We start from the raw sequence: 23,832 nt of genomic DNA on the forward strand, positions 1-23,832 counted from the left end.
ACTTTGGTTAAATCAAATAGAAATGTTAACGGAGGAAAAAAATGAGTGTAAATAGTGAACGAAAATGGTTTTCTGAGAGTCGATATGGTTTATTTATTCATTTCGGATTGTATTCAGTGGCAGGAAGACATGAATGGGTCCAGACTTTAGAAGAAATCAGTGTAACAGATTACCAAAAATATCTGGATCAATTCGATCCTGATTTATTAGATCCACATGAATGGGCTCAAAAAGCCAAAGAAGCAGGTTTTAAGTATGTCATTATTACAGCAAAACACCATGATGGCTTTTGTTTATGGCATACAAAAGAAACAGAATATCATATAGGAAAAACACCGTATCAAAGAGATTTGTTAGGAGAATTGATTGGAGCATTTCGTGAAGTGGGGATCAAGATTGGTCTTTATTATTCTCTATTAGACTGGCATCATCCAGATTTCTTAGTAGATGGCTATCATCCAATGAGAAATAATCCAACCTATATCGAACAACATCCTGGCAACATGGAAAATTATCGCCAATTTATGGCAAATCAAGTCAGAGAATTATTGACAAGTTACGGTACGATTGACTATCTATGGTTTGATTTTTCTTATAAAAGCAGAGATTGGGGGACTTCGGTCGGTAAAGGGGCGCAAGATTGGGGAAGTGTTGAATTAGAAAAAATGATCCATGAGATTCAACCCAATATTTTGATCAATGACCGGTTAGACTTACATCGTGGTGTACTTACCCCAGAACAATTTGCTAGAAGTAAGGCAATGGACAACGAAGAAGAGGTATGGGAAACCGTTCAAACCTTAAATAATAGTTGGGGTTACGATCGGGATAACCTTAATTTCAAAACGAATGAAATGGTAGCGAAACAACTAGTGGATACTGTCTCCAAAGGTGGGAATTTCACGATGAATATTGGACCAAACGCACGAGGAGAGTGGGATGACAATAGCGATAGCATTTTAAGTTCTGTTGGTCAATGGCTACGAAAACATGGAAAAGCGATTTACGGTGCGGGGTTATCTAGTTTTACACCACCTCAAGATTGTCGATACACTCAAAAAGGAAATAAATTATATCTTCACATTTTTAGTTGGCCTTATCGAACGATTTTATTACCAGAATTAGGTGGGAAAGTGAAGTTTGCGAAACTACTCAATGATGGTTCCGAGATTCGTTTTGTCGATACGAAGCATTTAGGAGGAGAAAGAAAAGCGACAACTAATTTATACAAAGAGATTACTGAAGTTCATGTGAAGGAGGCGCTTGACCCGAGCATGTTGATGCTAAACATTCCGATTAAAGAACCAAATGAATTGATCCCAGTGATTGAATTAACACTAAAGGAGGAAGAAAAATGAGTATCGGCATTATTCTTGCAAGCCATGGCGAGTTCGCTTTAGGCGTAAAGCAAACGGGAGACATGATTTTGGAGAACAAGAACAGGTAGATGTGTGTGTATTGATGCCTGAAAATAGTCCAGAAGAGTTTCGCCACCAAGTGGAACAGGTGTTAGCGAAGTATTCCGTTGATGATGAACTGTTGTGTTTAGTTGATCTATGGAGTGGGACACCTTTTAATCAGCTGAACCAGCTGAAAGAAGAAGGAAGCAGAAAAATCGAAATTGTTTCTGGTTTGAATATTCCGATGCTGCTTCAAGCTTATAGCGAACGCTTTAATCCTAAGGCTTCGCTGAATGAAATCGTTCAGACCATTTCGACCGTCGGTGTTCAAGGGATTAAAACGTCCCTTGGAAGCACCGCAGCGGATTTACCATCGAACACAGCAGAGACTGAGCCATCAGTTGTGGCTTCCGTTTCCAACAAAATGAGTGAATTGGGGATCAGCCATGTCCGATTGGATGAACGGTTGATCCATGGTCAAGTAGCGACACTTTGGTTAGGGAAAATGGGAACAACAAGAGTTATGATCGTTGATGATGGAGTTGTCAATGATCCAATTGCTAAGACCTCTTTAAAAGCTGCTGTTCCAGGTGGTATCAAATTGAGTATATTGAAAACGGTTACCGCTGCGAAACGGTTAAAAGAAGGGATTTATCAAGATCAAAAAATCATGTTGCTTACCAAAAAGATTCAAACGATCTTTGATTTGATCGATGCGGGTGTACCAATTGAATCATTTAATTTAGGCAATGCCAGTTCGAGAGAAGGAACCCTTCAAATCAAAAAATCCGTCTTTTTAACCGAAGCAGAAATTGCGAAGATTTTAGAGTTGGAAAAAGCAGGAGTCGTTGTGACGGCACAAATGGTACCAATGGAAGAAGAAAAACGATTTTCACAATTTTACGGAAAGTAGGGGGAACGAATGAATATAGAAATTTGGCAAATCATCGTATTATCACTGTTAGGATTTTATGTCATCATCGAAAATTTAGGGATCAATGTGATTGCTAACCAAGCACTGATTGTAGGTACCATTACAGGTTTAGTAATGGGGGATCTGACCACTGGATTGGCAGTAGGTGCGACATTGCAATTAATGGGATTGGGTATTCAAGCTTATGGAGGAGCAAGTGTCCCAGATTATATGACCGCTTCGATCGTAGGAACTGTTTTTGCGATTACGAGTGGAAGAGGTGTGGAATTTGGTATCGGATTAGCTGTTCCAGTAGCATTGTTGATGATCCAGTTAGATATTTTTGCTCGTTTTTGCAATGTGTTCTTTCAAAAGAGAATCGATAAAAATATTCGTTTAGCTGATACTAAAAAAATAAGAATTTATCACTTGTTGGGAGCAATGAGTTGGGGATTATCACGAGGCGTTCCTATTTTTATCGTCTTTAGTTTTGGTGACCGAGTGATTCAAATTGTTTCAGATGTAATTCCAGAATGGTTGACTGGTGGGTTGGCAGTTGCAGGAGGCATGTTACCAGCAGTCGGTATCGCCATTTTATTAAGATTTTTACCAGTTAAAAATTTCATTACGTACTTGATGATTGGGTTTTTGGCAGTTGCTTACTTAAAGATGCCTATGTTTGGCGTGGCTTTATTAGGATTGGCTTTAGCCATTTTACAATTTAAGAATTTAATTGGAAAGCAAAACAATCTGACACAAGTGGCTCAAGCTGATGTAAATGGAAAAGGAGGATTAAGTGCTGATGAATACGAAGATTAATCAAAAAGACCTAGATAAAGTAAGTATCAATTGGTTGTATGGTAGCCAATTGTCTTGGAACTATGAACGAATGATGGGTGGGGGCTATTTGTACTCCATGTTACCGATCATCGAAAAACTCTACGGCGACGATGAAGAAACCAAGATTGCCATGATGAACATGCAAAGTCAATTTTTTAATACAACACCACATATGGGCGGTTTTATTTTGGAAATCGATATCGCTACTGAAGAAGCTGAAGGCAAACAATCAAAAGATACGGTGTCTAGTTTGAAAACTGGATTAATGGGTTCATTTGCTGGTGTCGGGGATACGATTTTTGGAGTATTGTTCCCAACTGTTTTTGGTTCAGTGGCTTCCTATTTAGCTCTACAAGGAAACGCGATCGGAGTTGCTGTTTGGGTATTAGTAAATCTGGCGATTTTAGTCTTTCGATTTTTCTCTGTAAGAATAGGTTATACTCAAGGCGTGAAATTAGTGACTAGTATGTCCGGACATTTGAATGCATTGACCAATGCTGCTACTTTATTAGGGGTCACGGTGATTGGTGCCATGATTCCATCGGTGATCAATGCCCAAATTACTTGGACCTTTAAAACGGGAGATATCGAACTTAACCTTCAAGAAACACTAGATCAGATCATGCCGATGATGATTCCAGCCCTTTTAGTGGGTGTCATTTATTGGTTGTTAGGAAAAAAATACTTTAATTCAACAAGAGCGATTTTAGCGATCATGGTGTTATCGATTTTATTAAGAGTATTCGGAATCATGTGATTTTATAACTAAATGAGGAATAATCATAAAAAGGAGAGAGCCTTATGACACTCGCATTTTTTGAAGAATGTAAAAAATTAACTGAAACATTAGAGAAGTATGAAACAGAAAATATAACGAAAGCAGCCCAAATCGTAGCCGATGGAATTATGAACGGTGGGATTACGCAGGCTTTTGGTAGCGGACATTCCCATGCAGCAGCGCTAGAAATCAGTGGGCGTGCAGGTGGATTGATACCGTCAAAACTGATTTTAGATCCTGCGGGGGGCATGTATGAACAACATGCTGGTGTCGGACGAACACTCATGCACAAAGTGTCCATCCATCCCAATGATGTCTTTTTCCTGATTTCTAATTCTGGAAGAAACCCCATGGCAATTGAAATGGCTGAGGAAATCAAAAAGCGTGGAAATAAATTGATCGTGGTCACGACATTGGCTGCCTCTAAAGCATCCACTTCACGACATGAAAGTGGAAAGTTATTGTATGAATTTGCAGATGTTGTTTTAGATAACCACTCTGTTTATGGTGATGCGGTATTACCTGTTGATGGATTAGAGACCAAAGTATGCGGGACTTCGACATATGCGGCTACATTGTTACTCCAACAAACGATGTTAGAAGCCATTGAGCGAATGGTTGCTCAAGGTTTTGAACCGCCAGTTTATTTAAGTGCGAATATCGATGGGGGACACGAACGAAATCTAAAAATCGAAGACCAGTATGCAGAGAGAATTTTCCATATTTAGTTTCATGAACATATCAAATGATTGACTGAGAAAAAGCACATAAAAAAGAACGTTTAAGGTGGGGACAACCCAACGCTTAAACGTTCTTTTCCTATTTAGTCATCTAAACCAATCAAATAATCGTCATCTTGCATTGCTTCCACATGCCCTAAGAGGTAGCCATTTCCCACTTGTGAGAAGAAATCATGGTTGCTGGTACCGGTAGAGATACCGTTCATCACGATTGGATTGACATCATTCGCTGTATCTGGAAAAAGTGGATCCATTCCCAGGTTCATCAATGCTTTATTGGCATTGTAGCGCAAGAATGTTTTTACTTCTTCCGTCCAACCGATTGGATCATACAGTTCCTCGGTATAACGTTCTTCATTTTCGTACAATTCATATAATAAATTATACATCCAGTCTTTTAGCTGTTCTTGTGCTTCTTCTGATAGTTCATTGTAACCTAATTGGAATTTGTAGCCAATGTAAGTCCCATGAACAGATTCATCTCGAATAATCAATTTGATGATTTCTGCTACATTCGCTAACTTATTATTTCCTAAATAATAAAGAGGAGTATAAAAGCCGGAATAAAATAAGAATGTTTCTAAGAACACACTAGCGATTTTCTTTTCTAAAGGTGTGCCATTTTTGTAGATTTCATTGATACGTTCCGCTTTTTTTTGTAAATAAGGATTTGTATTCGTCCATTCAAAGATTTCTTCGATTTCTTTTTTTGTATTCAATGTACTAAAAATGGAAGAATAGCTTTTTGCATGGACCGATTCCATAAATTGGATATTGTTCAATACAGCCTCTTCATGCGGCGTACGGACATCCTTACGCAGCTGATCCATTCCACTTTCTGATTGGACAGTATCGAGTAAAGTCAGTCCACCGAAGACATGGCCAACCGTATCTTTTTCTAACTGTGACAGTGTCCGCCAGTCATCTAAATCATTAGACAAAGGAATACGGGTATCTAACCAAAATTGTTCAGTTAGTTTCTCCCACGTAGATTTATCAATGATATCTTCAATTTCATTCCAGTTTATTGCTTCATAGTAAGTTTCTGACATGAGAAATGCTCCTTTATTTAAATTACCTGTCTGTTCATTTTTTGCTTACTTGTTTTAGATGACACAACTTTCACATTGATTGCTGCCGATTTCTTCTGCATCATCAGTAAACGTCCGAACGTAATAAATTGATTTGATTCCTTTATGGAAAGCGTAGTGACGTAAGATATTCAAATCACGTGTTGTTTGTTTAGTCGTTGTTTTCCATTCATATAGACCTTCTGGGATTTCAGAACGCATAAATAGGGTTAAACTCATTCCTTGATCTACATGTTGTTGAGCAGTTGCGTAAATGTCAATGACTTTTCGCATGTCCATGTCATAAGCTGAAGTATAGTAAGGAATTATTTCATTTGACAGATAAGGCGCTGGGTAATAGATTTTCCCGATTTTCTTTTCTTGACGCTCTTCGATCATGCGTGTAATCGGATGAATACTTGCACTAGTGTCATTGATATAAGAAATCGAACCATTCGGTGCTACAGCTAGACGATTTTGATGGTATAAACCATCGGTCATGATCGCTTGTTTTAAGTTTTCCCAATCTTCAGCAGTTGGAATAAAGATTCCTTCAAATAAAGCTTTTACTTTATCAGATTTTGGTTGGAATTCTCCAGTAACATATTTATCAAAATAGCTTCCATCTGCATAAGCAGATTTTTCAAAGTTATGGAAGACTTGTTTTCTTTCACGAGCAATCGTATTACTTTCAACTAATGTCCAGTAATTTAAAAGCATAAAGTAAATATTTGTGAAATCTAAGGATTCTTCAGAGCCATACGCCATTTGTTCCTTCGCAAAGAAAGTGTGTAAGCCCATTGCTCCTAGTCCGATCGTATGATTCAATTTGTTTCCATTTTGGATTGGAGGAACAACATCGATATCGGAAGCATCTGTGATGTAAGTCAATGCCCGCGTCATCGTACGCACAGACTGACCAAAATCAGGGCTGTCCATCAAGTTAACGATGTTAGTCGAACCGAGATTACATGAGATGTCCGTTCCTAATACTTCATATTCTTGTTTTCCATTGATAACAGAAGGTGTTTGAACTTGTAGGATTTCCGAACACAAGTTACTCATGATGATCTTTCCGTCAACTGGATTTTCACGATTAGCTGTATCAATATTGATGATATAAGGATAACCGGATTCTTGTTGTAATTTCGAAATTTCATTTTCAAGTTCACGTGCTTTGATTTTTTGTTTCCGAATATTAGGATTCGCTACTAAATGATCATACTCAGCAGTGATGTCGACATAAGAAAATGGCACGCCATATTCTTTTTCCACACTATAAGGACTGAAAAGATACATTTCTTCATTTTTACGAGCTAACTCGTAAAATTTATCAGGAACGATTACACCAAGTGAAAGTGTCTTTACTCGGATCTTTTCATCTGCATTTTCTTTCTTGGCAGAAAGAAAAGCAATGATATCTGGGTGGAAGACGTTCAAATAAACGACACCAGCACCTTGACGTTGACCTAATTGGTTTGAATAGCTAAAACTATCTTCAAATAATTTCATAACAGGGACAACACCACTTGCTGCTCCTTCATAACCTTTGATCGGTGCCCCCGCTTCACGTAGGTTTGAAAGAGTGATCCCAACACCACCACCGATACGTGATAGTTGTAAAGCAGAGTTGATCGAACGACCGATAGAGTTCATATCATCAGTTACTTGTGTCAAGAAACAAGAAACGAGTTCCCCACGACGTTTCCGACCGGCATTTAAGAAAGAAGGGGTAGCAGGTTGGTAACGTTGGTGGATCATTTCATCTGCTAAAGACAGCGCCAATTGTTCATCACCATTAGCAAAATAAAGTGCGTTGAAAGCTACTCGATCTTCATAAGATTCAAGATAAGCAGTCCCATCATTCGTTTTTAACGCATATTGTGAATAAAATTTGTAGGCAGCCATAAATGATTTAAAGGTAAAGTGTTGTTCTGCTAAAAATTGATAAAGTGATTCAATAAATTCAGCAGAGTACAGTTGGATAAATTCTGACTCTAAATAGTCGTTTTCAATCAAATAATTGATTTTATCCATTGCTGTTGCAAACGTCATCGTGTTTGGTTTGACATTTTCTTCAAAAAAAGCGGTTAGCGCTTCTTTATCTTTATTTAGCGGGATCTGACCATTTACTGGTCGATTGATTTCATTGTTTAATTTAAAGTAACTAACATCTTTTAACTGCTTAAGACTCATAAGTACGCCCAACCTTCATTCCATATTTTGATAGTGAATATTGTTTCGTGCTGTAAAAAAGGATTTGGGGAGTTTACGGCAAAAACAAGTGCCTCAATTCCATCAAATCCAATTCTACGTTCTTTTCCATTTCGATTGACTGGTGACTAACTAGCAAGTTTGCGAAGTTGATCTGGTCGAAACCCGATCACCGTTTGTGCATCTGACGTGATAACAGGAACACTTTGGAATCCTTGAGCTTTTAACCATTCAATTGCATCTGGTTGTTCGTCGATATTAACTTCTTCAAAATCGATTTGGTTGTCAGTTAAAAAGCGTTTGACCATCTTGCATTGCATACAATTATTTTTAGAAAATATTTTGACATTCATGTGTATTGCCTCCTCCACAGCTCTTGTTTATCTATAATGAATAGTATAAAACTATTAGTAAAAAAGTCAAACAACAAACACTACATCTTGTGTTGTGGAAACTGTGGAATACTATGTTTTGTGGTTTTTGAAAAACAGCTGAAAACAAGTAACAGGGGAAAAAATACTTGTTTTAGTACAGTGAAGGTTGTGGAAAAATCCCCGAAAAGATTTTTTATCTCCTTATTAAGTGGTTAAATGAAAGTTCGCTCATAAAATCACAACGTTCGTTGACTTTATCAAGTAACGAGAGTATTCTTATTGAGAATGATTCTCAATGTATGTTGATAAATGAAGTAAATACTAGGAAAAATAAATAGAAAGAACTATCATGATGTTTTTCACAAGAAGGAGATGAAAATCGATTTATGAATTTGAATGCTACTTTATCTTTAGATGCCACTGTCCCTTTAGAAGAAGCGAAGCTAAATCTTGTTTACCAAATTGAAAAATTGCAAACGAGTGAAGCAGTCAAAAAACATTTGCAAAATCTCGGTATAATCGTTGGAAGTAAACTCGTTGTTATCAATCGATCAGGAAGTAATGGAATCGTCCTGCTAAAAAATAATCGGATCGCGATCGATCGAGGGTTGTTTAAACAAATTTTAGTGAAAAAGAACGAACTTTCTAAGGATAACTGGACTTCATTAGATCAACTGACTGTTGGAGAACGAGGAATCGTTGTAGGGATACATGGAAAAGGCGCTGTTAAACGGCGTTTGATGGATATGGGTGTAACGAAAAATGTTCCTTTGACAGTAAGAAAATTAGCACCACTAGGAGATCCGTTAGAAATTACCTTGCGAGGGTATGAGTTAACGCTTCGTAAAGAAGAAGCAATGTTGATCCTTGTGCAAAAAGAGGTGTAAAAAATGAAGGTAGCTTTAGTTGGTAACCCTAATAGTGGAAAGAGTAGTTTATTCAATGCCTTAACTGGTGCTAAACAATACGTAGGGAATTGGCCAGGGGTAACGGTGGAAAAAAAAGAAGGAAAAATGAAGAAGAATCCGATAATCAAGATTCAAGATTTACCTGGAATCTATTCCCTGTCACCTTATACACCTGAAGAAGTAATTGCGAGAGATTATTTGACCAACGAATGTCCTGATCTGATCATCAATATTGTCGATGCCACAAATTTAGAAAGAAATCTTTATCTGACTGCACAATTATTAGATCTAGGCATCCCCATCATTATCGGACTGAATATGATGGATATCATTAAAAAAAATGGCAAAAAAATCAATGTCGAAAAATTAAGTTATGGTTTAGGCATACCTGTGGTTCCTATCAGTGTATTGAAAAAAGAAGGGTTGGATAAACTCACGAAGAAAATCATTGATGCCTTCAAGCAGCCAAAAGAACAGAAGGTATCCTTACTAACTAATTATGACGATCGACTAGAAGCTGCAATCCATGAAATCGAAGAGATATTAGGAAAAGATCAGCCTTTTCAACGCTGGTCTGCCATCAAATATTTTGAGCGTGATCCACAGTTATGGGAAAAACAAACAATAACGACAAAACAAGAAAAAGAAATTGAGCAGCTGATTCGTCTGACAGAGAGACTATTTGATGAAGATAGCGAAACAATAGTTATTAATGAACGATATGAATGGCTAACGCAACTTACTGCACTTTGTGTCGTGTCTACGGATTCATTTCGCTTGTCCATCAGTGATAAAATCGATCGAATCGTTACTAATCGCTGGTTCGCTTTACCAATTTTTGCTTTTGTCATGTGGCTGATCTATTATTTAGCAATTCAAACAATCGGAACCATGGGAACCGATTGGATCAATGACACGTTATTTGGCAGCTGGTTGCCACAACACGTCGAACAGGTACTGGTCAACTGGCAAGTGGCACAGTGGATGCAACAATTGATCCTCAATGGAATCATAGCAGGGGTAGGCGCAGTGTTGGGCTTTCTACCTCAGCTGATCGTCTTGTTCTTGTGTTTAAGTTTCTTGGAAGATTGTGGCTACATGTCACGGATCGCTTTTGTGATGGATCGTTTGTTTCGGAAATTTGGTTTGTCAGGGAAATCGTTTATTCCTATGTTGATTGCTACAGGTTGTGGCGTTCCAGGGGTGATGGCTAGCCGAACCATTGAAAATGAGCAAGATCGGCGCTTGACGATCATGGTCACAACGTTTATGCCATGTTCTGCTAAATTACCAATCATTGCTTTGATTGCAGGAGCGTTTTTCCCCCATACTTCTTGGGTAGCACCCTCTGCTTATTTTCTAGGTATGTCTTCCATCGTTTTATCAGGGATCATGTTGAAGAAGACGAAATTATTTGCTGGCGATACCGCACCATTTATTATGGAACTACCAGCGTATCATTTTCCACAAGGAACAACGATTTTACGCCAAACCTATGACCGCAGTAAATCATTCGTCAAAAAAGCAGGAACGATCATCTTTGTTTCAAGTATTTTGATTTGGTTTACTTCTTCGTATAACTTTTTTGGTCAACCTGTTACAGAAGATCAAAGTATCTTAGCAAGTGTTGGACGGATTGTGGCTCCTCTTTTCCAACCACTAGGATGGGGGAATTGGCAAGGAACAGTAGCTACGATCACTGGATTAGTGGCCAAAGAAAATGTCATTGGGACTTTTGGTATTTTGTTTGGGCACAAAGAAGTAGCGGAAAATGGTCGAGAGATTTGGCAAGCATTACAAGGTACGTATACTTCCGCTGCTGCTTATTCCTTGTTGTCGTTCAATCTGCTTTGTGCCCCTTGTTTTGCAGCAATCGGTGCGATCCATCGTGAAATGAATTCAAGGAAATGGACACTGATCGCAGTTGGTTATCAATGTGGGTTTGCTTACTTGGTAAGCTTCATGATTTATCAGTTCGCTCATTTATTAGAAGGCGGCTCTATCGTATTTTCGACTTATTTAGCAGGTATGGTTCTGATTGGATTAGGTTACGCCTTGTTGAAAAAACAGCAGAAGAAACAAGAAATTTTGACGTTATCATTAGAAGGTGGAAATTAAATGGCGACTTTTTTATTAAGTGTATTGATCTTTGGCAGTGCTGGTTATATCGTGTTTTCACGTGTCAAATCAGGAAAAACGTGTGATGACTGTAAAAGTGCTTGCCCAGTAAAGAAAGTTTAACGGATGAGAGATGATAAAAACAACGAGTGATGATCGAAAAACAGTTCATCGTTCGTTGTTTTTTTTTGTGGTTGATTCTGCTTCTTTTGATTTTTCTTCAAGGAAAAGACTTAAAACCTTTTTAAGATTTTTTGCTTATTTTGATTTCCCATAGTAAGATGTAACTGAAAAAGAGAAGGAAGAGGAGAATAAATGGCAGGAAAGAAAAAAATTGTTCGTCCAAGATACCAACAAATCGCAGTTGATCTGGCTGAACGAATCGTGGAAAACCGTTATCAGGTGGGGGAGAAGATCCATGCGAGATCCACTTTAGCAAGTACATATAATGCTTCTCCTGAAACTACAAGAAAAGCAATCAATGTGCTAGTTGATCTAGGGATCATGGAGGTTCGCCATGGCAGTGGGGCATTCGTTGCCTCAAAAGAGAAAGCCAAAGATTTTTTATTGCAATACCAAGATGTTCAATCGATCCAAGAAACAAAAGCCGAAATTATGGCAAGTGTAGAAAAGCAACAAGAAGAATTGGATCATTTTTCACAATTATTAGATCAATTAGTCAGTCAAACGAAACGGATACATAAGATGAATCCTTTATTGCCATTTGAATTAACGTTGACGAAAGAAGCGACCCATCTTGACCGCTCCATCAGCGAGTTGAATATTTGGCAAGCAACAGGAGCGACAGTGATTGCGATTTCCCATAAAGAAGAGTTACTCGTTTCACCTGGACCGTATGCCAAATTCACAGCGGGTGACACTGTACATTTCATTGGAAACGAATTTACCTTACAAAGAATGACTAATTTCTTCTATCCAGAAAACTAGTCCTTCAATTATTTTTTATCATCAAATTTTAATCTTGAATAAGCCTAACCGCTAGGGCTTTATTCAAGTTTTTTTTATTTTGGAAGCAAACAAAAAAGTCTCCTTTTTGACAAAGTGACTACACGATGTTAGTATAGTGTGGTCACTTTTTTTCAGAAAGTAAAATGAATTTACATAAACATAAAAAAGGAGAAATTTGTTTGGTAAAGGTAGAAGTAAAAAATTTAACAAAAATATTTGGTAAAAAGACACAAGTAGCTTTAGAAATGATGAAGAATCATCAACCGAAGACAGATATATTGAAAAAAACCGGCGCAACAGTCGGTGTTTACGATGCTAGCTTTGATGTTCAAGAAGGCGAAATATTCGTTATCATGGGTCTTTCCGGTAGTGGGAAATCAACCTTGATTCGATTATTGAATCGTTTGATCGAACCAACAGCAGGAAACATCTATATCGATGGAGAAGACATCTCAAAATTGAGTAAAGAAGAACTTCGTGAAGTTCGTCGTCACAAGATCAATATGGTTTTCCAAAACTTTGGGTTATTTCCACATCGTACGATCTTAGAAAATACGGAATATGGTTTAGAAGTTCGAGGAGTTCCGAAAGAAGAACGCCAACAAAAAGCAGAACAAGCACTTGAAAACTCAAGTTTGCTTTCATTTAAAGATCAATATCCAAATCAATTATCTGGTGGGATGCAACAACGTGTGGGGCTAGCTCGAGCATTAGCCAACGATCCAGAGATTTTATTGATGGATGAAGCTTTTTCTGCTCTTGATCCGTTGATTCGCCGTGAAATGCAAGATGAACTACTCGAATTACAATCAAATGTCCAAAAAACAATCATTTTCATCACCCATGATCTAAACGAAGCGTTGCGAATCGGTGACCGTATTGCATTGATGAAAGATGGTGAAATCATGCAAATCGGCACAGGGGAAGAAATCTTAACGAATCCTGCTAACGATTATGTTCGAGAATTTGTGGAGGAAGTGGACCGCTCCAAAGTCTTAACAGCTCAAAATATCATGGTTCCAGCGTTGACTACCAATATTGAATCAGATGGTCCGAATGTTGCATTGACTCGAATGCGCAACGAAGAAGTAAGTATGTTGATGGCAGTCGATAGAAAACGAAACTTAAAAGGAATCATTACAGCTGATCAAGCGCTAGAAGCCAGACGCCAAAAACGGCCGTTGATTGATTTCTTAGATGAAAATGTCACTGTCATTGGGAAAGACATGATTGTCAGTGATATCTTCAATATTATTTATGATTCACCTACGCCACTAGCAGTCGTTGACAACGGTAAACTTAAAGGGGTTGTCATTCGAGGAAGTGTGATTGAAGCATTAGCAGAATCAGGTGAGGTGAATGAACATGAATAATTTATTAAACTATCAATTACCCGTAGCAGATTGGGTTGAGAAATTGACAGAATGGTTTACGACTACGTTTGCAGGACTATTTGCTTTTCTACAAACGATCGGGCAAGCAGTGATGTCTGGGATCACTAATTTATTATTAGTTATTCCAGCACCAGTGTTCATCCTTTTATTAACAGTCGTTGCATTCTTTATCTCTAAGAAACGTCCAGGACTGACCTTGTTTACGTTGATCGGTCTATGGTTTATTTACAATCAAGGGTTATGGTCTGATTTGATGAATACTGTGACACTTGTCTTATTGTCTAGTATGATCTCCATCATTATTGGTGTACCATTAGGAATCTTAATGGCAAAAAGCAGCAAAGCGCAAAGTATCATCAAACCGATCCTTGACTTTATGCAAACTATGCCAGGATTTGTTTACTTGATCCCAGCAGTTGCATTCTTTGGGATCGGGATGGTTCCAGGGGTATTCGCCTCAGTTATTTTTGCGTTACCACCAACTGTTCGTTTCACAAATCTAGGTATTCGCCAAGTACCAAAAGAATTGGTGGAAGCATCTGATTCATTTGGTAGTACCAGTTGGCAAAAACTGTTCAAGTTAGAATTACCATTGGCTAAAAGTACGATCATGGCGGGGATCAACCAAACCACCATGTTGTCACTTTCAATGGTCGTGATTGCTTCAATGATCGGAGCGCCAGGATTAGGTCGTGGCGTCTTGTCAGCATTACAACGTGCACAAGTCGGAAATGGATTTGTTAACGGGGTAGCTTTAGTTATCTTGGCGATCATCATTGACCGTTTTACGCAACATTTGAATCAACCAAATAATAAAAAAGCGACAGGTGCGAACAAACAAAAAAGTAAAAAACGCCAAGGAATCATTATTGGAGCTGTAGTGGTTGTGATTTTAGGTGCCATTGGCTTAGGTAGTTTAGCTAATAACAAAGAAACAAAAAAAATCAATCTTTCATATGTAGAATGGGATACTGAAGTAGCTTCAACGAATGTAGTTGCTGAAGTACTTAAAGGAATGGGCTATGATGTGTCGATCACACCATTAGATAATTCCATCATGTGGGAATCTGTTTCTAAAGGAGAATCAGATGGGATGGTAGCTGCTTGGTTACCAAAAACCCATGGTTCTCAATATGCACAGTACAAAGACCAAATAAATGATCTAGGTGCTAATTTAACTGGTGCTAAAGTTGGCTTAGCTGTTCCAAGCTATATGGATGTCAACTCGATTGAAGAATTAACCAATCAAGCAGGTAAGAAAATCACCGGTATTGAACCTGGTGCCGGAGTCGTCAATGCTGCTGAAAATACAATCAAGCAATATGACAACTTAAAAGATTGGACCGTAGAAACTTCTTCTTCAGGTGCGATGACAGTGGCATTAGGTCAAGCCATCAAAAAGAAAGAACCAATCGTTATTACTGGTTGGACCCCACATTGGATGTTTGCTAAATATGATTTGAAGTATCTTGAAGATCCTAAAAAAGCTATGGGAAGTGCTGAAGAAATCCATACGATCGTCCGCAAAGGATTAAAAGAAGACCAACCAGAAGCATATAAGGTCTTAGATAATTTCCACTGGTCAGAAAAAGATATGGAAAAAGTCATGTTAGAAATCAATAACGGAAAAGATCCACAACAAGCAGCACAAGACTGGATCAAAGAAAATCAAAAAACAGTCGATAGCTGGAAAGAATAATGTTTAGGTAACTGATCACGAAAAGTTCGATCAAACTCTAGTAAATTAAATGAAGCGTTCTGAAAATAGTCTTTACTATTTTTGGAACGCTTCATTTTTTGTTAGTATTCAGAACTTTTTTATGTAACTCACTGTTGATGGGAAAAATACATAAGCCATGGTACTAAAGGAATGTAAAAGAGGCTATTATTGTTTGCTATTTTTATTCTATGATAAAATAGCAGATTTTCTTAAAAAATATAATAATTAAGTTCTTTATCTCTCGCTATAATTTCCTTAACTAAATGTACATTTAAGGAGAAAAATAAAGTGGACAAACAAAAATTTGGCGATAAGAAAATAAAATATGCACTAAGAAAATTCCCATAAGGTGTTTTTTTAAGACTATAGGCTCGGTATTACTAGATGGAATACCGGTAGTTCCTAGTGTTAATGAGGATATCTTGCTTACAGAACCTAAGCGGGTAATTGAAAAACTGAATAAACAGGAAAAATTTCTACAGGTCGAATTTATCCCCATATTAAAAACTAATTTAAGCACAGTAGAACAAGAAAAAATCAGTACAGAGCTGCCTAAAACTGTTGTAACTAAAAATTAAAAATATTATTTAGTTTATAAAAAAATAATCAACGTGTCTTGTCGGAAACAGATGATACGGGCTCATCACTGATTTATATCTATATTGATTCAGGTATGTTGCTAGCCAGCTGGATTTTATTGTCTAAGAAAGCATAAAAATCTAAATTTTTATTTAGTATTTTATTACTGAAGGCTTTTACCGGTACGAACGTATTAAGTTTATCTATGATAGGTCACCCCTCGGTAGAACATTAGCACCAAACATTTGAAGTTCCCATTGGTAGTAGACTCCCACAAATTGATCCCAATATTCATGAGTATACTTTCTAAGGATACGTGCATACAGAAGAAATCCCAAATAATCATGTACCGACGAATTTATTAACAAGTACGAATGTTGTGACAACTTCAAAAAATGAAATGGACAATCAAGCGCAATCAATGAAAAAGATTTGTTCAAACCAATTACCATCAATTGAAATGGTCCACGGACGATTCATTCTTCTAATGAATTCGAGATACTATATCAAGATGCTTTGAATAAAGATTTAACACTAGCGAAACAAAACAGAAAGATGCATTATATGGATGATTTAAAAGCGCAAGTAATGAAAGCGTATCATTTAGCAACACATGACTTTGAAAAATCAGTCTTTCAATAAAAAAAACAAGAATCAATTACATTTTTGATTTTTTTTGTGATTCTTTATTTAAAAAATTTTTTCCAGTTCATGGAGACTTTCTGAGTGAAAAAATGGTGTAAATTCCAATTTTTTTATAAAGGCATAAACGAAATTATTTTTAGACAAAATGTCAAAACTGTTAATTCATTATAAAAAGGAAAAGATGATAAATTAAAAGAAAAAGTGAGGAAATCAGTTTGGTATATTGAAATCGATCATAAAAACCAATAGTAGAAAGGTGACCAAAAGATATTGAAACAAAAATTTTTGATTGCGGGAATTTGTTTTTTTACAGGTGTCTTATTGGTGGAAGTTATTTCACTACGGGCTTTACATTTGACAAAAACCACCGTAACGCAACAAACAATTACCTCATCACAAACAATAGAGACATCGAAAGAACAGGAGCTTAAGCCTTCTACAACAACTAATACGGAAACTAAAGCACAAAAAACGATTGCACTCAGTTTTGACGACGGACCAAATGGAACAACGACACCAAAACTCTTAAAAATTTTGAAAGACCAACAGATACATGGCACGTTTTTTGCTTTAGGCCAAAATATTCAGCTATACCCTGAAGTTGTGAAACAAGCAGTCATGGACGGTAATGAAGTCGGAAATCACTCATATGATCACCAAGATCTCACGAGACTCTCTCTGGAATCAGTTGAGAGTGAGCTCAAAAAAACGGACGAAGAAATTAAAAAGGTGACAGGTAAAACAGCTGCGTTCGTACGTCCACCATACGGGAGCACATCAAATAGAGTCGCTCAACTAATTAAACGCCCCATTATTTTATGGTCAGTTGATTCAGAAGATTGGAAAACTAGAAATTCGGAAATGATTGTACAACGTGTTCAAAATACCGTTCATAATGGGGCTATCCTGTTATTTCATGATATCTATTCGGAAACAATCAATGCGATGCCTCAAGTTATTGAATATTTAAAAGGACAAGGGTATCAATTTAAAACAGTTGGAGAATTACTTGGTTATCCAACTGCAGTAGAATGCTATTACGGTAAAGATGATCACAGAAAGGTGCCATAATGGGAAAGTATCAGTTAGTTCCTTGCGTAAGTGGAAACGGGTGTTAGGCGAGGAGATACTATAGCAAAAACAGCCTATTTAAATTTTTATGATTCATCAGCTTGATACTAAAAAAATAGGAAAATTTGTACAGCGCTCTGTTTTTTAGAGTAGCAATCGAAAGCTAAATGATAAGTAGAAGTTGAAGTTGAAACAAAAGTGTTTAGCATCAAGAAATAAGAAGGGACTTCCTGAAATTTCTTCTCCAATTTTTTGAAGATGCTACTTTTGTTTCAGTCTCCATACTTGGAAATTTAAAAATGATCTCTAAAACGATCATTTATGAAAAAATTTTTGAGAAAACATGATATCTTCCCACTAATGGGAAATCGATTACTATGAGGGTTCATTAAAGCAAACTGATCAGGTGAAGATTGTCTTGTATGATCAAGATTACCAAGAAATCAGTCGTCAAATTGTGCCGATATCAGTAGAGCAAAACTTTGATATCAAAGGACAATCAGTTGATGGGAATCCAAATAAATTTTGATACAATTCAAAGATCAACAGCTAACGATCAGCGAAAATTATCTCCCAGGTCAGTCAGTAGTGATGAATGTTCAATTGAAAAATAAACTGTATTTCAGTATCTCAGTAATGGGTCCTCAAGGAGAAAATCTTTTTAGTATGTCGTGGATTAGTAATCAGTCAAAAAATCTCAAAACATCTTTTTCATGTTTTGAGATTTTTTGTTTGAGACGAGCATTTGGAAAAGACTAGCGTACTTTCATTTGTGACTAGTCTACGTCATGCCGAATTAACTCAGGCATCTTCGCTGTCAGCTGACTCCTTGCAAAATCTAAATCATTAAGCCAGTCTTTAATCTGTTCTTTTGCTAGGATTAAGGGCATGCGATCATGAATGGGAAGCACTGATTGACTTGGTTGAGTGGTCAAAATGATTGATTCGGTTTCAAATCCAGCTTCATTTTTATGGATTCGATAAAAACCACCGACATAAAGGACGGACGTTTGACTGTCAGTGAATATTACTTTGTGTTTATCAGAATCCCATTCATAAAAACCCGACATTGGGAAAACACAACGAGTCTCTTTGAAAGGGTGAGAGAATGTCTTTTTTTCTTCCACAGTTTCTGCTCGAGCATTGATCATTAGCTGTCCTTTTTTAAAACCGGTAAAGCCCCAACGAGTGATACCTGGCACAACAACGGATTCTTGATTAAGACCTAATGTTACTACATGGTTCGATGGAAAAATTTCATTTTTTCCAATGTGGATTTGCCGACTTTCCGCCTGTGGCTTTACTTGTTCATAATATTTTTTCAGCTCATCGGATGCTAAATCAAAAAAATAACGTCCACACATAATTTTTTTCCTCCAATTACTAGTTGATAAAACGATCCAATAGTTAGTTAATGGTTGGCAAAAGGCTGTCTCATCAACTAAATAGGATCCCAAGGTGTACGAACTTCTTTGGTAATACGTCAAAAGGGCTAGACTTACTTTGTTTCATTGAAACTTTAATTAGATTGTAACGATAAATGCTTTATTAATAAAGTAAACGCTATCATTTAGTTACGATGAAGAGATCTGTTAGAGGAAGCAATGTGGTTTAATTAATTGACGGTTTGGCGGAGTTCATTCATTCGTAGTTTTCCCCCGGACAATACTAAGTGATCAATCAAAAAAATATATCCGAAAAACAAAAAATGTCATCACGTACACTCTTTTCGAAACTACCGAAGTAGCCAAGAATGTACTGATGACGTGGGTTTGGCACCCAATGGGCCGTGAGGGGCTCGAACCCGCGACCCGCTGATTAAGAGTCAGCTGCTCTACCAACTGAGCTAACGGCCCAATAAATTTATGAAATATTTACTGAATATTACTTAATAATAGTAGCACTGTGGATTTTAAAATGCAAGACTAGCTTAAAAAAAATCATAAAAAACTTTACGTCTTTATAGAAATTCATTCATAGTTTATTCACAAATGCTCAGTATGATATAACCATACCAACCAACAAAAGTTCTTGCAAAAGAACGAACCCTAACACTTTTTCATTTTTACTCCTTCCCGCCATTTTTAATGGCGGGTCTCCTATTTTAGTAGGTAAAACCATGCAAATGATCTACTTCCTCAAACCCTGCTGCGATCCCTTTTTGTTCCAAAAGCGTTTCATTATTTTTTTGTAACGTTACATAGATTTCTGTACTAGCTTTTTCACGAATCACTCGATTCATCAATCCTTTGTGAGGCGCCATTAATGGATGTCCGTCTTTTTGCAGGACTGTCAGTGTTAATTTAAGCTGTTGTTGTTTGATCGTGATAACTAAATAGTCTTTTTCTTGGACAATCGATAAAATTTTAGCTCCGTAGTAAGTAGCAAAGCGATATTCTTCGCTCTGGATCTGCAACACTGCGATGATTCCCAAAAAACGTCCACCAAGAAATGGAATTTCTGCTGCAGAAAAGAAAAAACGTGCATCGGACGTCTCAAATTGATTACACTGGGCCCATACATAAGTTGCAGGAAAAGAAGAGCCCCAATCTTTTTCTACATAACCAATCCCTTGATCAAAATCAATGGGGTGATCATTCCAGACTAATTCTCCCTGTAGTGAATGTTTCATGCTTAATATCCCATGGTAACATTCCATAAAAGCGAAATAAGAAAAAGGGCCCATGATACTAGGGGCATAGTAGGTCCGATGGATAGGTGTAAAATCGCCATAATCAATCGTTCCATGAATCGACAGATTGTCATTGGTTAACGAAAGAGAAATACCCTTTTCATTAAAGATATTTTCACCAATTTTTATGAATAAATGTTCTTTTTCGATAAAGAGTTGCGCACTATCAAAATAAAAAATCTCGGAATGTTCATGACTGATTACTTGTATAAAGGGAGACTTTTCGCCATTTTCCGCAATCGAATAGCCAGGAATGAAAGCATAAACGTTATTTCCGATTTGATGTTTAAAATACCATCCTTCAAAAAAAGGGTGGGTTTTGTTTTCTCCTTGAAAAAATTTATCTGTTGGAATCATCTTTATTTCCCTCCATTCACTCTTATTCAGTGTACCATGCCGAATGGACTGAAGGTTTCAAATAAGCTTAGAAGTAAGCAAGTTATTATCCGTAGGGCTTAAGGAATCAGAAAAGTAAGAAAAAATAGCAAACAAAGAACCAAGGTATCTGTTTAAGGAGGGAAAGATTGTTTTATTTTAGGTATTCGCAAGTAAAATTGTTTTATTTTCTCGAAAAATTTAATATAATTGAATTACCTAGTTAAAAAAACTAGATTGGATGTTTTTAATAACTCTAATAAGATGTTTGTGAAAACAACAAAGGAGAACAAGTAATGGAAAAAATGCGACAACAATTAATTGAATGGGGAAAAGAACTGGAAAATTATCATTTACCTCAGTGGGATGAACTTCCTGATTTAGAACTTTATATGGATCAGGTCAGAACGTTAGTTGATCGCTATCTTTCTCCTGTTATCCGAGGTGAGAAACATCCATTGTTGACCTCTTCAATGGTAAATAATTATGTGAAATTAGGGCTAGTTCCAGCGCCCATCAAAAAACGATACAACAAAGAGCATGTTGCATTTTTAATTGCAATTACATCATTGAAGCAAGTCCTGACAATTCCCGAAATTAAAGAAGGAATCCTCTTTCAAGGGAAAACGGTTGGTATCCGTGAAGCCTACAATCTATTTTGTCACGAACAAGAAAAAGCCATCAAAATGGTTAGCCAATTGGCTCAAGGAGAAGTCTATCCACAGATATTGGAGCAAGAGATACCCGTAGAATATATCGCAGTTCGATCGGCGACCTTGTCATTTGCGATGAAATTGTTGGCAGAAAAAACGATTAGTCTAGAAACTGAGTATTTAATTGAGGAGAAAAAAAATGAAAAATAAAGTGGCGATTTTAGTAGACTCTGGGACAGACGTTCCACAAGAGCTAATTGAAAAATATCAAATGTATGTGATTCCATTAAAGATTATTTATAAAGATCGAGTATATACTGATAAAGTTGATATTACTCCGGAGGAAATCTATCAAAGATTACCTCAAGAGATTCCAGGAACATCTTTACCTGATGGCGAAACAATTACCAAAATTTTTGAACAGATCAAACAGGACGGCTATGAAAAAATCTTAGCAGTGACAATCTCAAGTGGATTAAGTGGTACGTATAACATCGTTCGGTTGATTGCCCAACAACAAGAAGAATTGGAAGCGTATGTACTAGATACTAAGAACATTGGGATCGGAGCAGGCTTTTCAGCAATTCAAGCAGCTAAATGGTTAGAAGAAGGAATGGAATGGTCATTATTGATTGAAAGACTCAATGAATTAGTCAAACAGACCAAAGTATTCTTTAACGTGGCAACCCTTGAATATTTACAAAAAGGGGGAAGGATTGGGTTAGTTGCTTCTATATTAGGAACGGCTTTAAAATTAAATCCAATCATTTCTTGTAATGATGAAGGCATTTACTATACAGTGGGCAAAGCAAGAGGACGTAAAAAAAGTCTAGATCGAACTGTTTCCTATGTGAAAGAACGAGTTGGAACAGCTAAAGTCTTTAACTTAGCCGTTGCGCATGGAGATGCCAAAGAAGAAGCAACTGAGATGATGGCGAGATTGAAGGAAGAATTTCCACAAGCGCAACAAATCTATTTTGGTCAAATATCCCCTGCACTTGTTGTTCATACAGGTCCTGGTTTGTTAGGTGTCGGGGTTCAAGTATTAGAAAAGTAATCAGAAAAATAGCTATTCAACAAAGTCAAACAGCTTAAAATAGCAAAGAAGAGGTTGAAATAAAAGTGTTTAGCATCGAGAAATAAGAAGGGATTTTCGAAAATTGAAAAGAAGTATAAATACTAGTGTTGCTGTTAATTGTTATCTACTTGGCACTTCCCAAATTAGTGGTTAATTTCGGCTTATTTCCGAAGATGCTGCTTTTGTCTCACCGTTTATTCGTTTTTAGAGATACTAGGAGAGACTGAGGCAAGTTTTGCCTTAGTCTCTTTTTGATCGTTTAGCTAAGAATGACTCTGAGCGATAGGAAAGATAAAAATCAACATTTTACAACTTAAACAAAAAAAGATAAATATTATATAGCTTAAGTAGCGATGTATTTGGCAGCGTAAAATGTTATAATACGAACTATTAATAAAAAGAGGTGGTATAAATGAAAAAAGTAGGATTTGTAATGGTTATTTCAGCTTTTCTTCTTGTTGGTTGTGGCACAAAAGGAAATAAAGCAGAAGAATCAAAGGCTGCTTCATCCAGTGAAACTCAAACAATGACTAACTCTTCAAGTTCAGCCAAACAAGCATCATCACAAACCCAATCTACTACGACTAACTCCCAGTCTGTCGCGAAAAATACGAATACTACGCAAAATGAAACAACGAGCGCATCAACGACAATCAGCAGCACCACCGAAACAATGGTCACTCCCGATCCGCTAAGTGGCTATACAAACGACCAAATTGAATATGCCCGTGTCTGGTTAGCAGTTATGGGTACACATTACAAAACCGATTTAGCCAGTGGGAATTTTAAACTTCATGTGTCACATTCAGCTGCTGGAGCAGCAGTCAATCCTTATGATAGCACGAGTTTGACTTTTCCAACTGAAACGGCCACTCTTTCAGGAGAATATGGTTATCAAAGTTTAGTTGTTTATTCAAGCAATCATAACGGTACGATCACTTGTTATCCTGTTCCGAGTCATTTTCAAGGTAATCCAAGAGATCAAGCAGCAGTGAAAAAGCAGGAACAAGAAATCCTTGATCAAGCAACGATTGTTTCGATCCCGACTGGCAATCCTGAAGATGTCAAAGAATTAATTGCGGTACAAGTTGTAGATAACTGATGAATACCGTCGTTTTCTATAAAAAATAAAATAGCCCTATCAATCAGTAAAACGAATCGAAAAAAATGCTATTTTTTGATTCGTTTATTTTTTGCCACCAAAAACAAATAAAGGATAAACAAAATGAGGATTCAAGTGAGAAGTGTATGTTTTCTGTAAGGCTTTTTTTACAAAGATGAAACATCTTGGAAAATACGTT

General features: G+C 37.0%; 22 protein-coding genes and 1 tRNA gene. 17 read left to right on the forward strand and 6 right to left on the reverse strand.

All coding sequences use genetic code 11. The features are described from left to right. Positions 1 to 41 precede the first annotated feature (41 nt). From IGL30_RS01950 to IGL30_RS01970, 5 genes are all read left to right on the forward strand, one after another. A complete protein-coding gene (locus IGL30_RS01950) occupies positions 42 to 1,358 on the forward strand; it encodes an alpha-L-fucosidase (protein WP_088745400.1) in 1,317 nt (438 codons plus the stop codon). Positions 1,359 to 1,461: 103 nt separating this feature from the next. Next, the gene (locus IGL30_RS01955; RefSeq protein WP_260222081.1) at positions 1,462 to 2,313 is read left to right on the forward strand and encodes a PTS mannose/fructose/sorbose transporter subunit IIAB; all 852 of its coding nucleotides are present in this window, start codon (positions 1,462 to 1,464) and stop codon (positions 2,311 to 2,313) included. Between the two features lie 9 nt (positions 2,314 to 2,322). Next, positions 2,323 to 3,132, forward strand: coding sequence for a PTS mannose/fructose/sorbose/N-acetylgalactosamine transporter subunit IIC (locus IGL30_RS01960; RefSeq protein ID WP_123875091.1), 810 nt, complete (start codon positions 2,323 to 2,325; stop codon positions 3,130 to 3,132). Continuing rightward, a complete protein-coding gene (locus IGL30_RS01965; RefSeq protein ID WP_123875090.1) occupies positions 3,116 to 3,910 on the forward strand; it encodes a PTS system mannose/fructose/sorbose family transporter subunit IID in 795 nt (264 codons plus the stop codon). Before IGL30_RS01960 ends, IGL30_RS01965 begins: the two co-directional genes overlap by 17 nt. Positions 3,911 to 3,954: 44 nt before the next feature. Further along, positions 3,955 to 4,659, forward strand: a complete 705-nt coding sequence (locus tag IGL30_RS01970; protein ID WP_123875089.1) for an SIS domain-containing protein — start codon at positions 3,955 to 3,957, stop codon at positions 4,657 to 4,659. Between the two features lie 95 nt (positions 4,660 to 4,754). Here IGL30_RS01970 and nrdF read toward each other — a convergent pair whose 3' ends face one another. From nrdF to nrdH, 3 genes are all read right to left on the reverse strand, one after another. Continuing rightward, the gene (nrdF, locus tag IGL30_RS01975; RefSeq protein ID WP_010720068.1) at positions 4,755 to 5,723 is read right to left on the reverse strand and encodes a class 1b ribonucleoside-diphosphate reductase subunit beta; all 969 of its coding nucleotides are present in this window, start codon (positions 5,721 to 5,723) and stop codon (positions 4,755 to 4,757) included. Positions 5,724 to 5,777: 54 nt separating this feature from the next. Beyond that, the gene (gene nrdE / locus IGL30_RS01980; protein ID WP_088745397.1) at positions 5,778 to 7,937 is read right to left on the reverse strand and encodes a class 1b ribonucleoside-diphosphate reductase subunit alpha; all 2,160 of its coding nucleotides are present in this window, start codon (positions 7,935 to 7,937) and stop codon (positions 5,778 to 5,780) included. Positions 7,938 to 8,083: 146 nt separating this feature from the next. Further along, entirely contained in the window at positions 8,084 to 8,308 is a 225-nt protein-coding gene (gene nrdH, locus IGL30_RS01985; protein ID WP_010738447.1) for a glutaredoxin-like protein NrdH, read from the reverse strand. Between the two features lie 407 nt (positions 8,309 to 8,715). Between nrdH and IGL30_RS01990 the strand changes: the two genes are divergently transcribed. The 9 genes from IGL30_RS01990 to IGL30_RS02030 all read left to right on the forward strand — a co-directional run bounded on the left by IGL30_RS01990 (position 8,716) and on the right by IGL30_RS02030 (position 17,733). After that, positions 8,716 to 9,216 carry a FeoA family protein gene (locus tag IGL30_RS01990; RefSeq protein ID WP_034699516.1) on the forward strand — a complete coding sequence of 167 codons (501 nt, stop codon included), beginning with the start codon at positions 8,716 to 8,718 and terminating at the stop codon, positions 9,214 to 9,216. Between the two features lie 3 nt (positions 9,217 to 9,219). Beyond that, complete coding sequence (gene feoB, locus IGL30_RS01995) at positions 9,220 to 11,355, forward strand: ferrous iron transport protein B (RefSeq protein WP_088745395.1); 2,136 nt, start codon at positions 9,220 to 9,222, stop codon at positions 11,353 to 11,355. Next, on the forward strand, positions 11,356 to 11,478 hold the full coding sequence (locus IGL30_RS02000) for a hypothetical protein (RefSeq protein ID WP_053765766.1): 123 nt from the start codon (positions 11,356 to 11,358) through the stop codon (positions 11,476 to 11,478). A gap of 192 nt (positions 11,479 to 11,670) precedes the next feature. After that, positions 11,671 to 12,303 (forward strand): GntR family transcriptional regulator, encoded by a 633-nt coding sequence (locus tag IGL30_RS02005; protein ID WP_010720062.1) that lies wholly within the window; start codon positions 11,671 to 11,673, stop codon positions 12,301 to 12,303. Between the two features lie 200 nt (positions 12,304 to 12,503). Then, the gene (locus IGL30_RS02010) at positions 12,504 to 13,697 is read left to right on the forward strand and encodes a quaternary amine ABC transporter ATP-binding protein (RefSeq protein ID WP_010720061.1); all 1,194 of its coding nucleotides are present in this window, start codon (positions 12,504 to 12,506) and stop codon (positions 13,695 to 13,697) included. Beyond that, complete coding sequence (locus IGL30_RS02015) at positions 13,690 to 15,417, forward strand: ABC transporter permease/substrate binding protein (protein ID WP_010720060.1); 1,728 nt, start codon at positions 13,690 to 13,692, stop codon at positions 15,415 to 15,417. Before IGL30_RS02010 ends, IGL30_RS02015 begins: the two co-directional genes overlap by 8 nt. 916 nt (positions 15,418 to 16,333) lie before the next feature. Then, complete coding sequence (locus IGL30_RS02020) at positions 16,334 to 16,537, forward strand: hypothetical protein (RefSeq protein WP_088745394.1); 204 nt, start codon at positions 16,334 to 16,336, stop codon at positions 16,535 to 16,537. Then, positions 16,534 to 16,659: a hypothetical protein gene (locus tag IGL30_RS02025; RefSeq protein WP_263765722.1), complete on the forward strand. Its 126-nt coding sequence runs from the start codon at positions 16,534 to 16,536 to the stop codon at positions 16,657 to 16,659. The genes IGL30_RS02020 and IGL30_RS02025 overlap by 4 nt, the downstream gene beginning before the upstream one ends. A 273-nt stretch (positions 16,660 to 16,932) precedes the next feature. Continuing rightward, positions 16,933 to 17,733, forward strand: coding sequence for a polysaccharide deacetylase family protein (locus tag IGL30_RS02030; protein ID WP_283397853.1), 801 nt, complete (start codon positions 16,933 to 16,935; stop codon positions 17,731 to 17,733). Between the two features lie 776 nt (positions 17,734 to 18,509). Here IGL30_RS02030 and IGL30_RS02035 read toward each other — a convergent pair. The 3 genes from IGL30_RS02035 to IGL30_RS02045 form a co-directional block, all read right to left on the reverse strand. Further along, positions 18,510 to 19,097 (reverse strand): SOS response-associated peptidase, encoded by a 588-nt coding sequence (locus IGL30_RS02035; RefSeq protein ID WP_088745391.1) that lies wholly within the window; start codon positions 19,095 to 19,097, stop codon positions 18,510 to 18,512. Between the two features lie 419 nt (positions 19,098 to 19,516). Further along, positions 19,517 to 19,589 (reverse strand) — tRNA-Lys (locus IGL30_RS02040). A 248-nt stretch (positions 19,590 to 19,837) separates the two neighbouring features. Then, positions 19,838 to 20,782 (reverse strand): tocopherol cyclase family protein, encoded by a 945-nt coding sequence (locus tag IGL30_RS02045; protein ID WP_123875062.1) that lies wholly within the window; start codon positions 20,780 to 20,782, stop codon positions 19,838 to 19,840. Positions 20,783 to 21,096: 314 nt separating this feature from the next. On the opposite strand from IGL30_RS02045, the gene IGL30_RS02050 reads away from it, so the two are divergent. The 3 genes from IGL30_RS02050 to IGL30_RS02060 all read left to right on the forward strand — a co-directional run bounded on the left by IGL30_RS02050 (position 21,097) and on the right by IGL30_RS02060 (position 23,633). Continuing rightward, the gene (locus IGL30_RS02050) at positions 21,097 to 21,663 is read left to right on the forward strand and encodes a DUF1836 domain-containing protein (protein WP_010720056.1); all 567 of its coding nucleotides are present in this window, start codon (positions 21,097 to 21,099) and stop codon (positions 21,661 to 21,663) included. Then, a complete protein-coding gene (locus IGL30_RS02055) occupies positions 21,653 to 22,510 on the forward strand; it encodes a DegV family protein (protein WP_010738442.1) in 858 nt (285 codons plus the stop codon). The genes IGL30_RS02050 and IGL30_RS02055 overlap by 11 nt, the downstream gene beginning before the upstream one ends. A gap of 433 nt (positions 22,511 to 22,943) precedes the next feature. Next, a complete protein-coding gene (locus IGL30_RS02060) occupies positions 22,944 to 23,633 on the forward strand; it encodes a hypothetical protein (protein ID WP_088745031.1) in 690 nt (229 codons plus the stop codon). Positions 23,634 to 23,832 lie beyond the last annotated feature (199 nt).

Source organism: Enterococcus sp. DIV1089c (assembly GCF_050530965.1).
Lineage (GTDB): Bacteria > Bacillota > Bacilli > Lactobacillales > Enterococcaceae > Enterococcus_B > Enterococcus_B hirae.

What these genes read in the sequence shown, in the direction of transcription:
- IGL30_RS02035 (WP_088745391.1), bottom strand. Translation starts at nt 19,097, where the DNA reads ATGTGTGGACGTTATTTTTTTGATTTAGCATCCGATGAGCTGAAAAAA.
- nrdE (WP_088745397.1), bottom strand. Translation starts at nt 7,937, where the DNA reads ATGAGTCTTAAGCAGTTAAAAGATGTTAGTTACTTTAAATTAAACAAT.
- IGL30_RS02045 (WP_123875062.1), bottom strand. Translation starts at nt 20,782, where the DNA reads ATGATTCCAACAGATAAATTTTTTCAAGGAGAAAACAAAACCCACCCT.
- IGL30_RS01965 (WP_123875090.1), top strand. Translation starts at nt 3,116, where the DNA reads ATGAATACGAAGATTAATCAAAAAGACCTAGATAAAGTAAGTATCAAT.
- IGL30_RS01955 (WP_260222081.1), top strand. Translation starts at nt 1,462, where the DNA reads ATGCCTGAAAATAGTCCAGAAGAGTTTCGCCACCAAGTGGAACAGGTG.
- nrdF (WP_010720068.1), bottom strand. Translation starts at nt 5,723, where the DNA reads ATGTCAGAAACTTACTATGAAGCAATAAACTGGAATGAAATTGAAGAT.
- IGL30_RS02050 (WP_010720056.1), top strand. Translation starts at nt 21,097, where the DNA reads ATGGAAAAAATGCGACAACAATTAATTGAATGGGGAAAAGAACTGGAA.
- IGL30_RS01970 (WP_123875089.1), top strand. Translation starts at nt 3,955, where the DNA reads ATGACACTCGCATTTTTTGAAGAATGTAAAAAATTAACTGAAACATTA.
- IGL30_RS01950 (WP_088745400.1), top strand. Translation starts at nt 42, where the DNA reads ATGAGTGTAAATAGTGAACGAAAATGGTTTTCTGAGAGTCGATATGGT.
- feoB (WP_088745395.1), top strand. Translation starts at nt 9,220, where the DNA reads ATGAAGGTAGCTTTAGTTGGTAACCCTAATAGTGGAAAGAGTAGTTTA.
- IGL30_RS02055 (WP_010738442.1), top strand. Translation starts at nt 21,653, where the DNA reads ATGAAAAATAAAGTGGCGATTTTAGTAGACTCTGGGACAGACGTTCCA.
- IGL30_RS02015 (WP_010720060.1), top strand. Translation starts at nt 13,690, where the DNA reads ATGAATAATTTATTAAACTATCAATTACCCGTAGCAGATTGGGTTGAG.
- nrdH (WP_010738447.1), bottom strand. Translation starts at nt 8,308, where the DNA reads ATGAATGTCAAAATATTTTCTAAAAATAATTGTATGCAATGCAAGATG.
- IGL30_RS01990 (WP_034699516.1), top strand. Translation starts at nt 8,716, where the DNA reads ATGAATTTGAATGCTACTTTATCTTTAGATGCCACTGTCCCTTTAGAA.
- IGL30_RS02005 (WP_010720062.1), top strand. Translation starts at nt 11,671, where the DNA reads ATGGCAGGAAAGAAAAAAATTGTTCGTCCAAGATACCAACAAATCGCA.
- IGL30_RS02000 (WP_053765766.1), top strand. Translation starts at nt 11,356, where the DNA reads ATGGCGACTTTTTTATTAAGTGTATTGATCTTTGGCAGTGCTGGTTAT.
- IGL30_RS01960 (WP_123875091.1), top strand. Translation starts at nt 2,323, where the DNA reads ATGAATATAGAAATTTGGCAAATCATCGTATTATCACTGTTAGGATTT.
- IGL30_RS02060 (WP_088745031.1), top strand. Translation starts at nt 22,944, where the DNA reads ATGAAAAAAGTAGGATTTGTAATGGTTATTTCAGCTTTTCTTCTTGTT.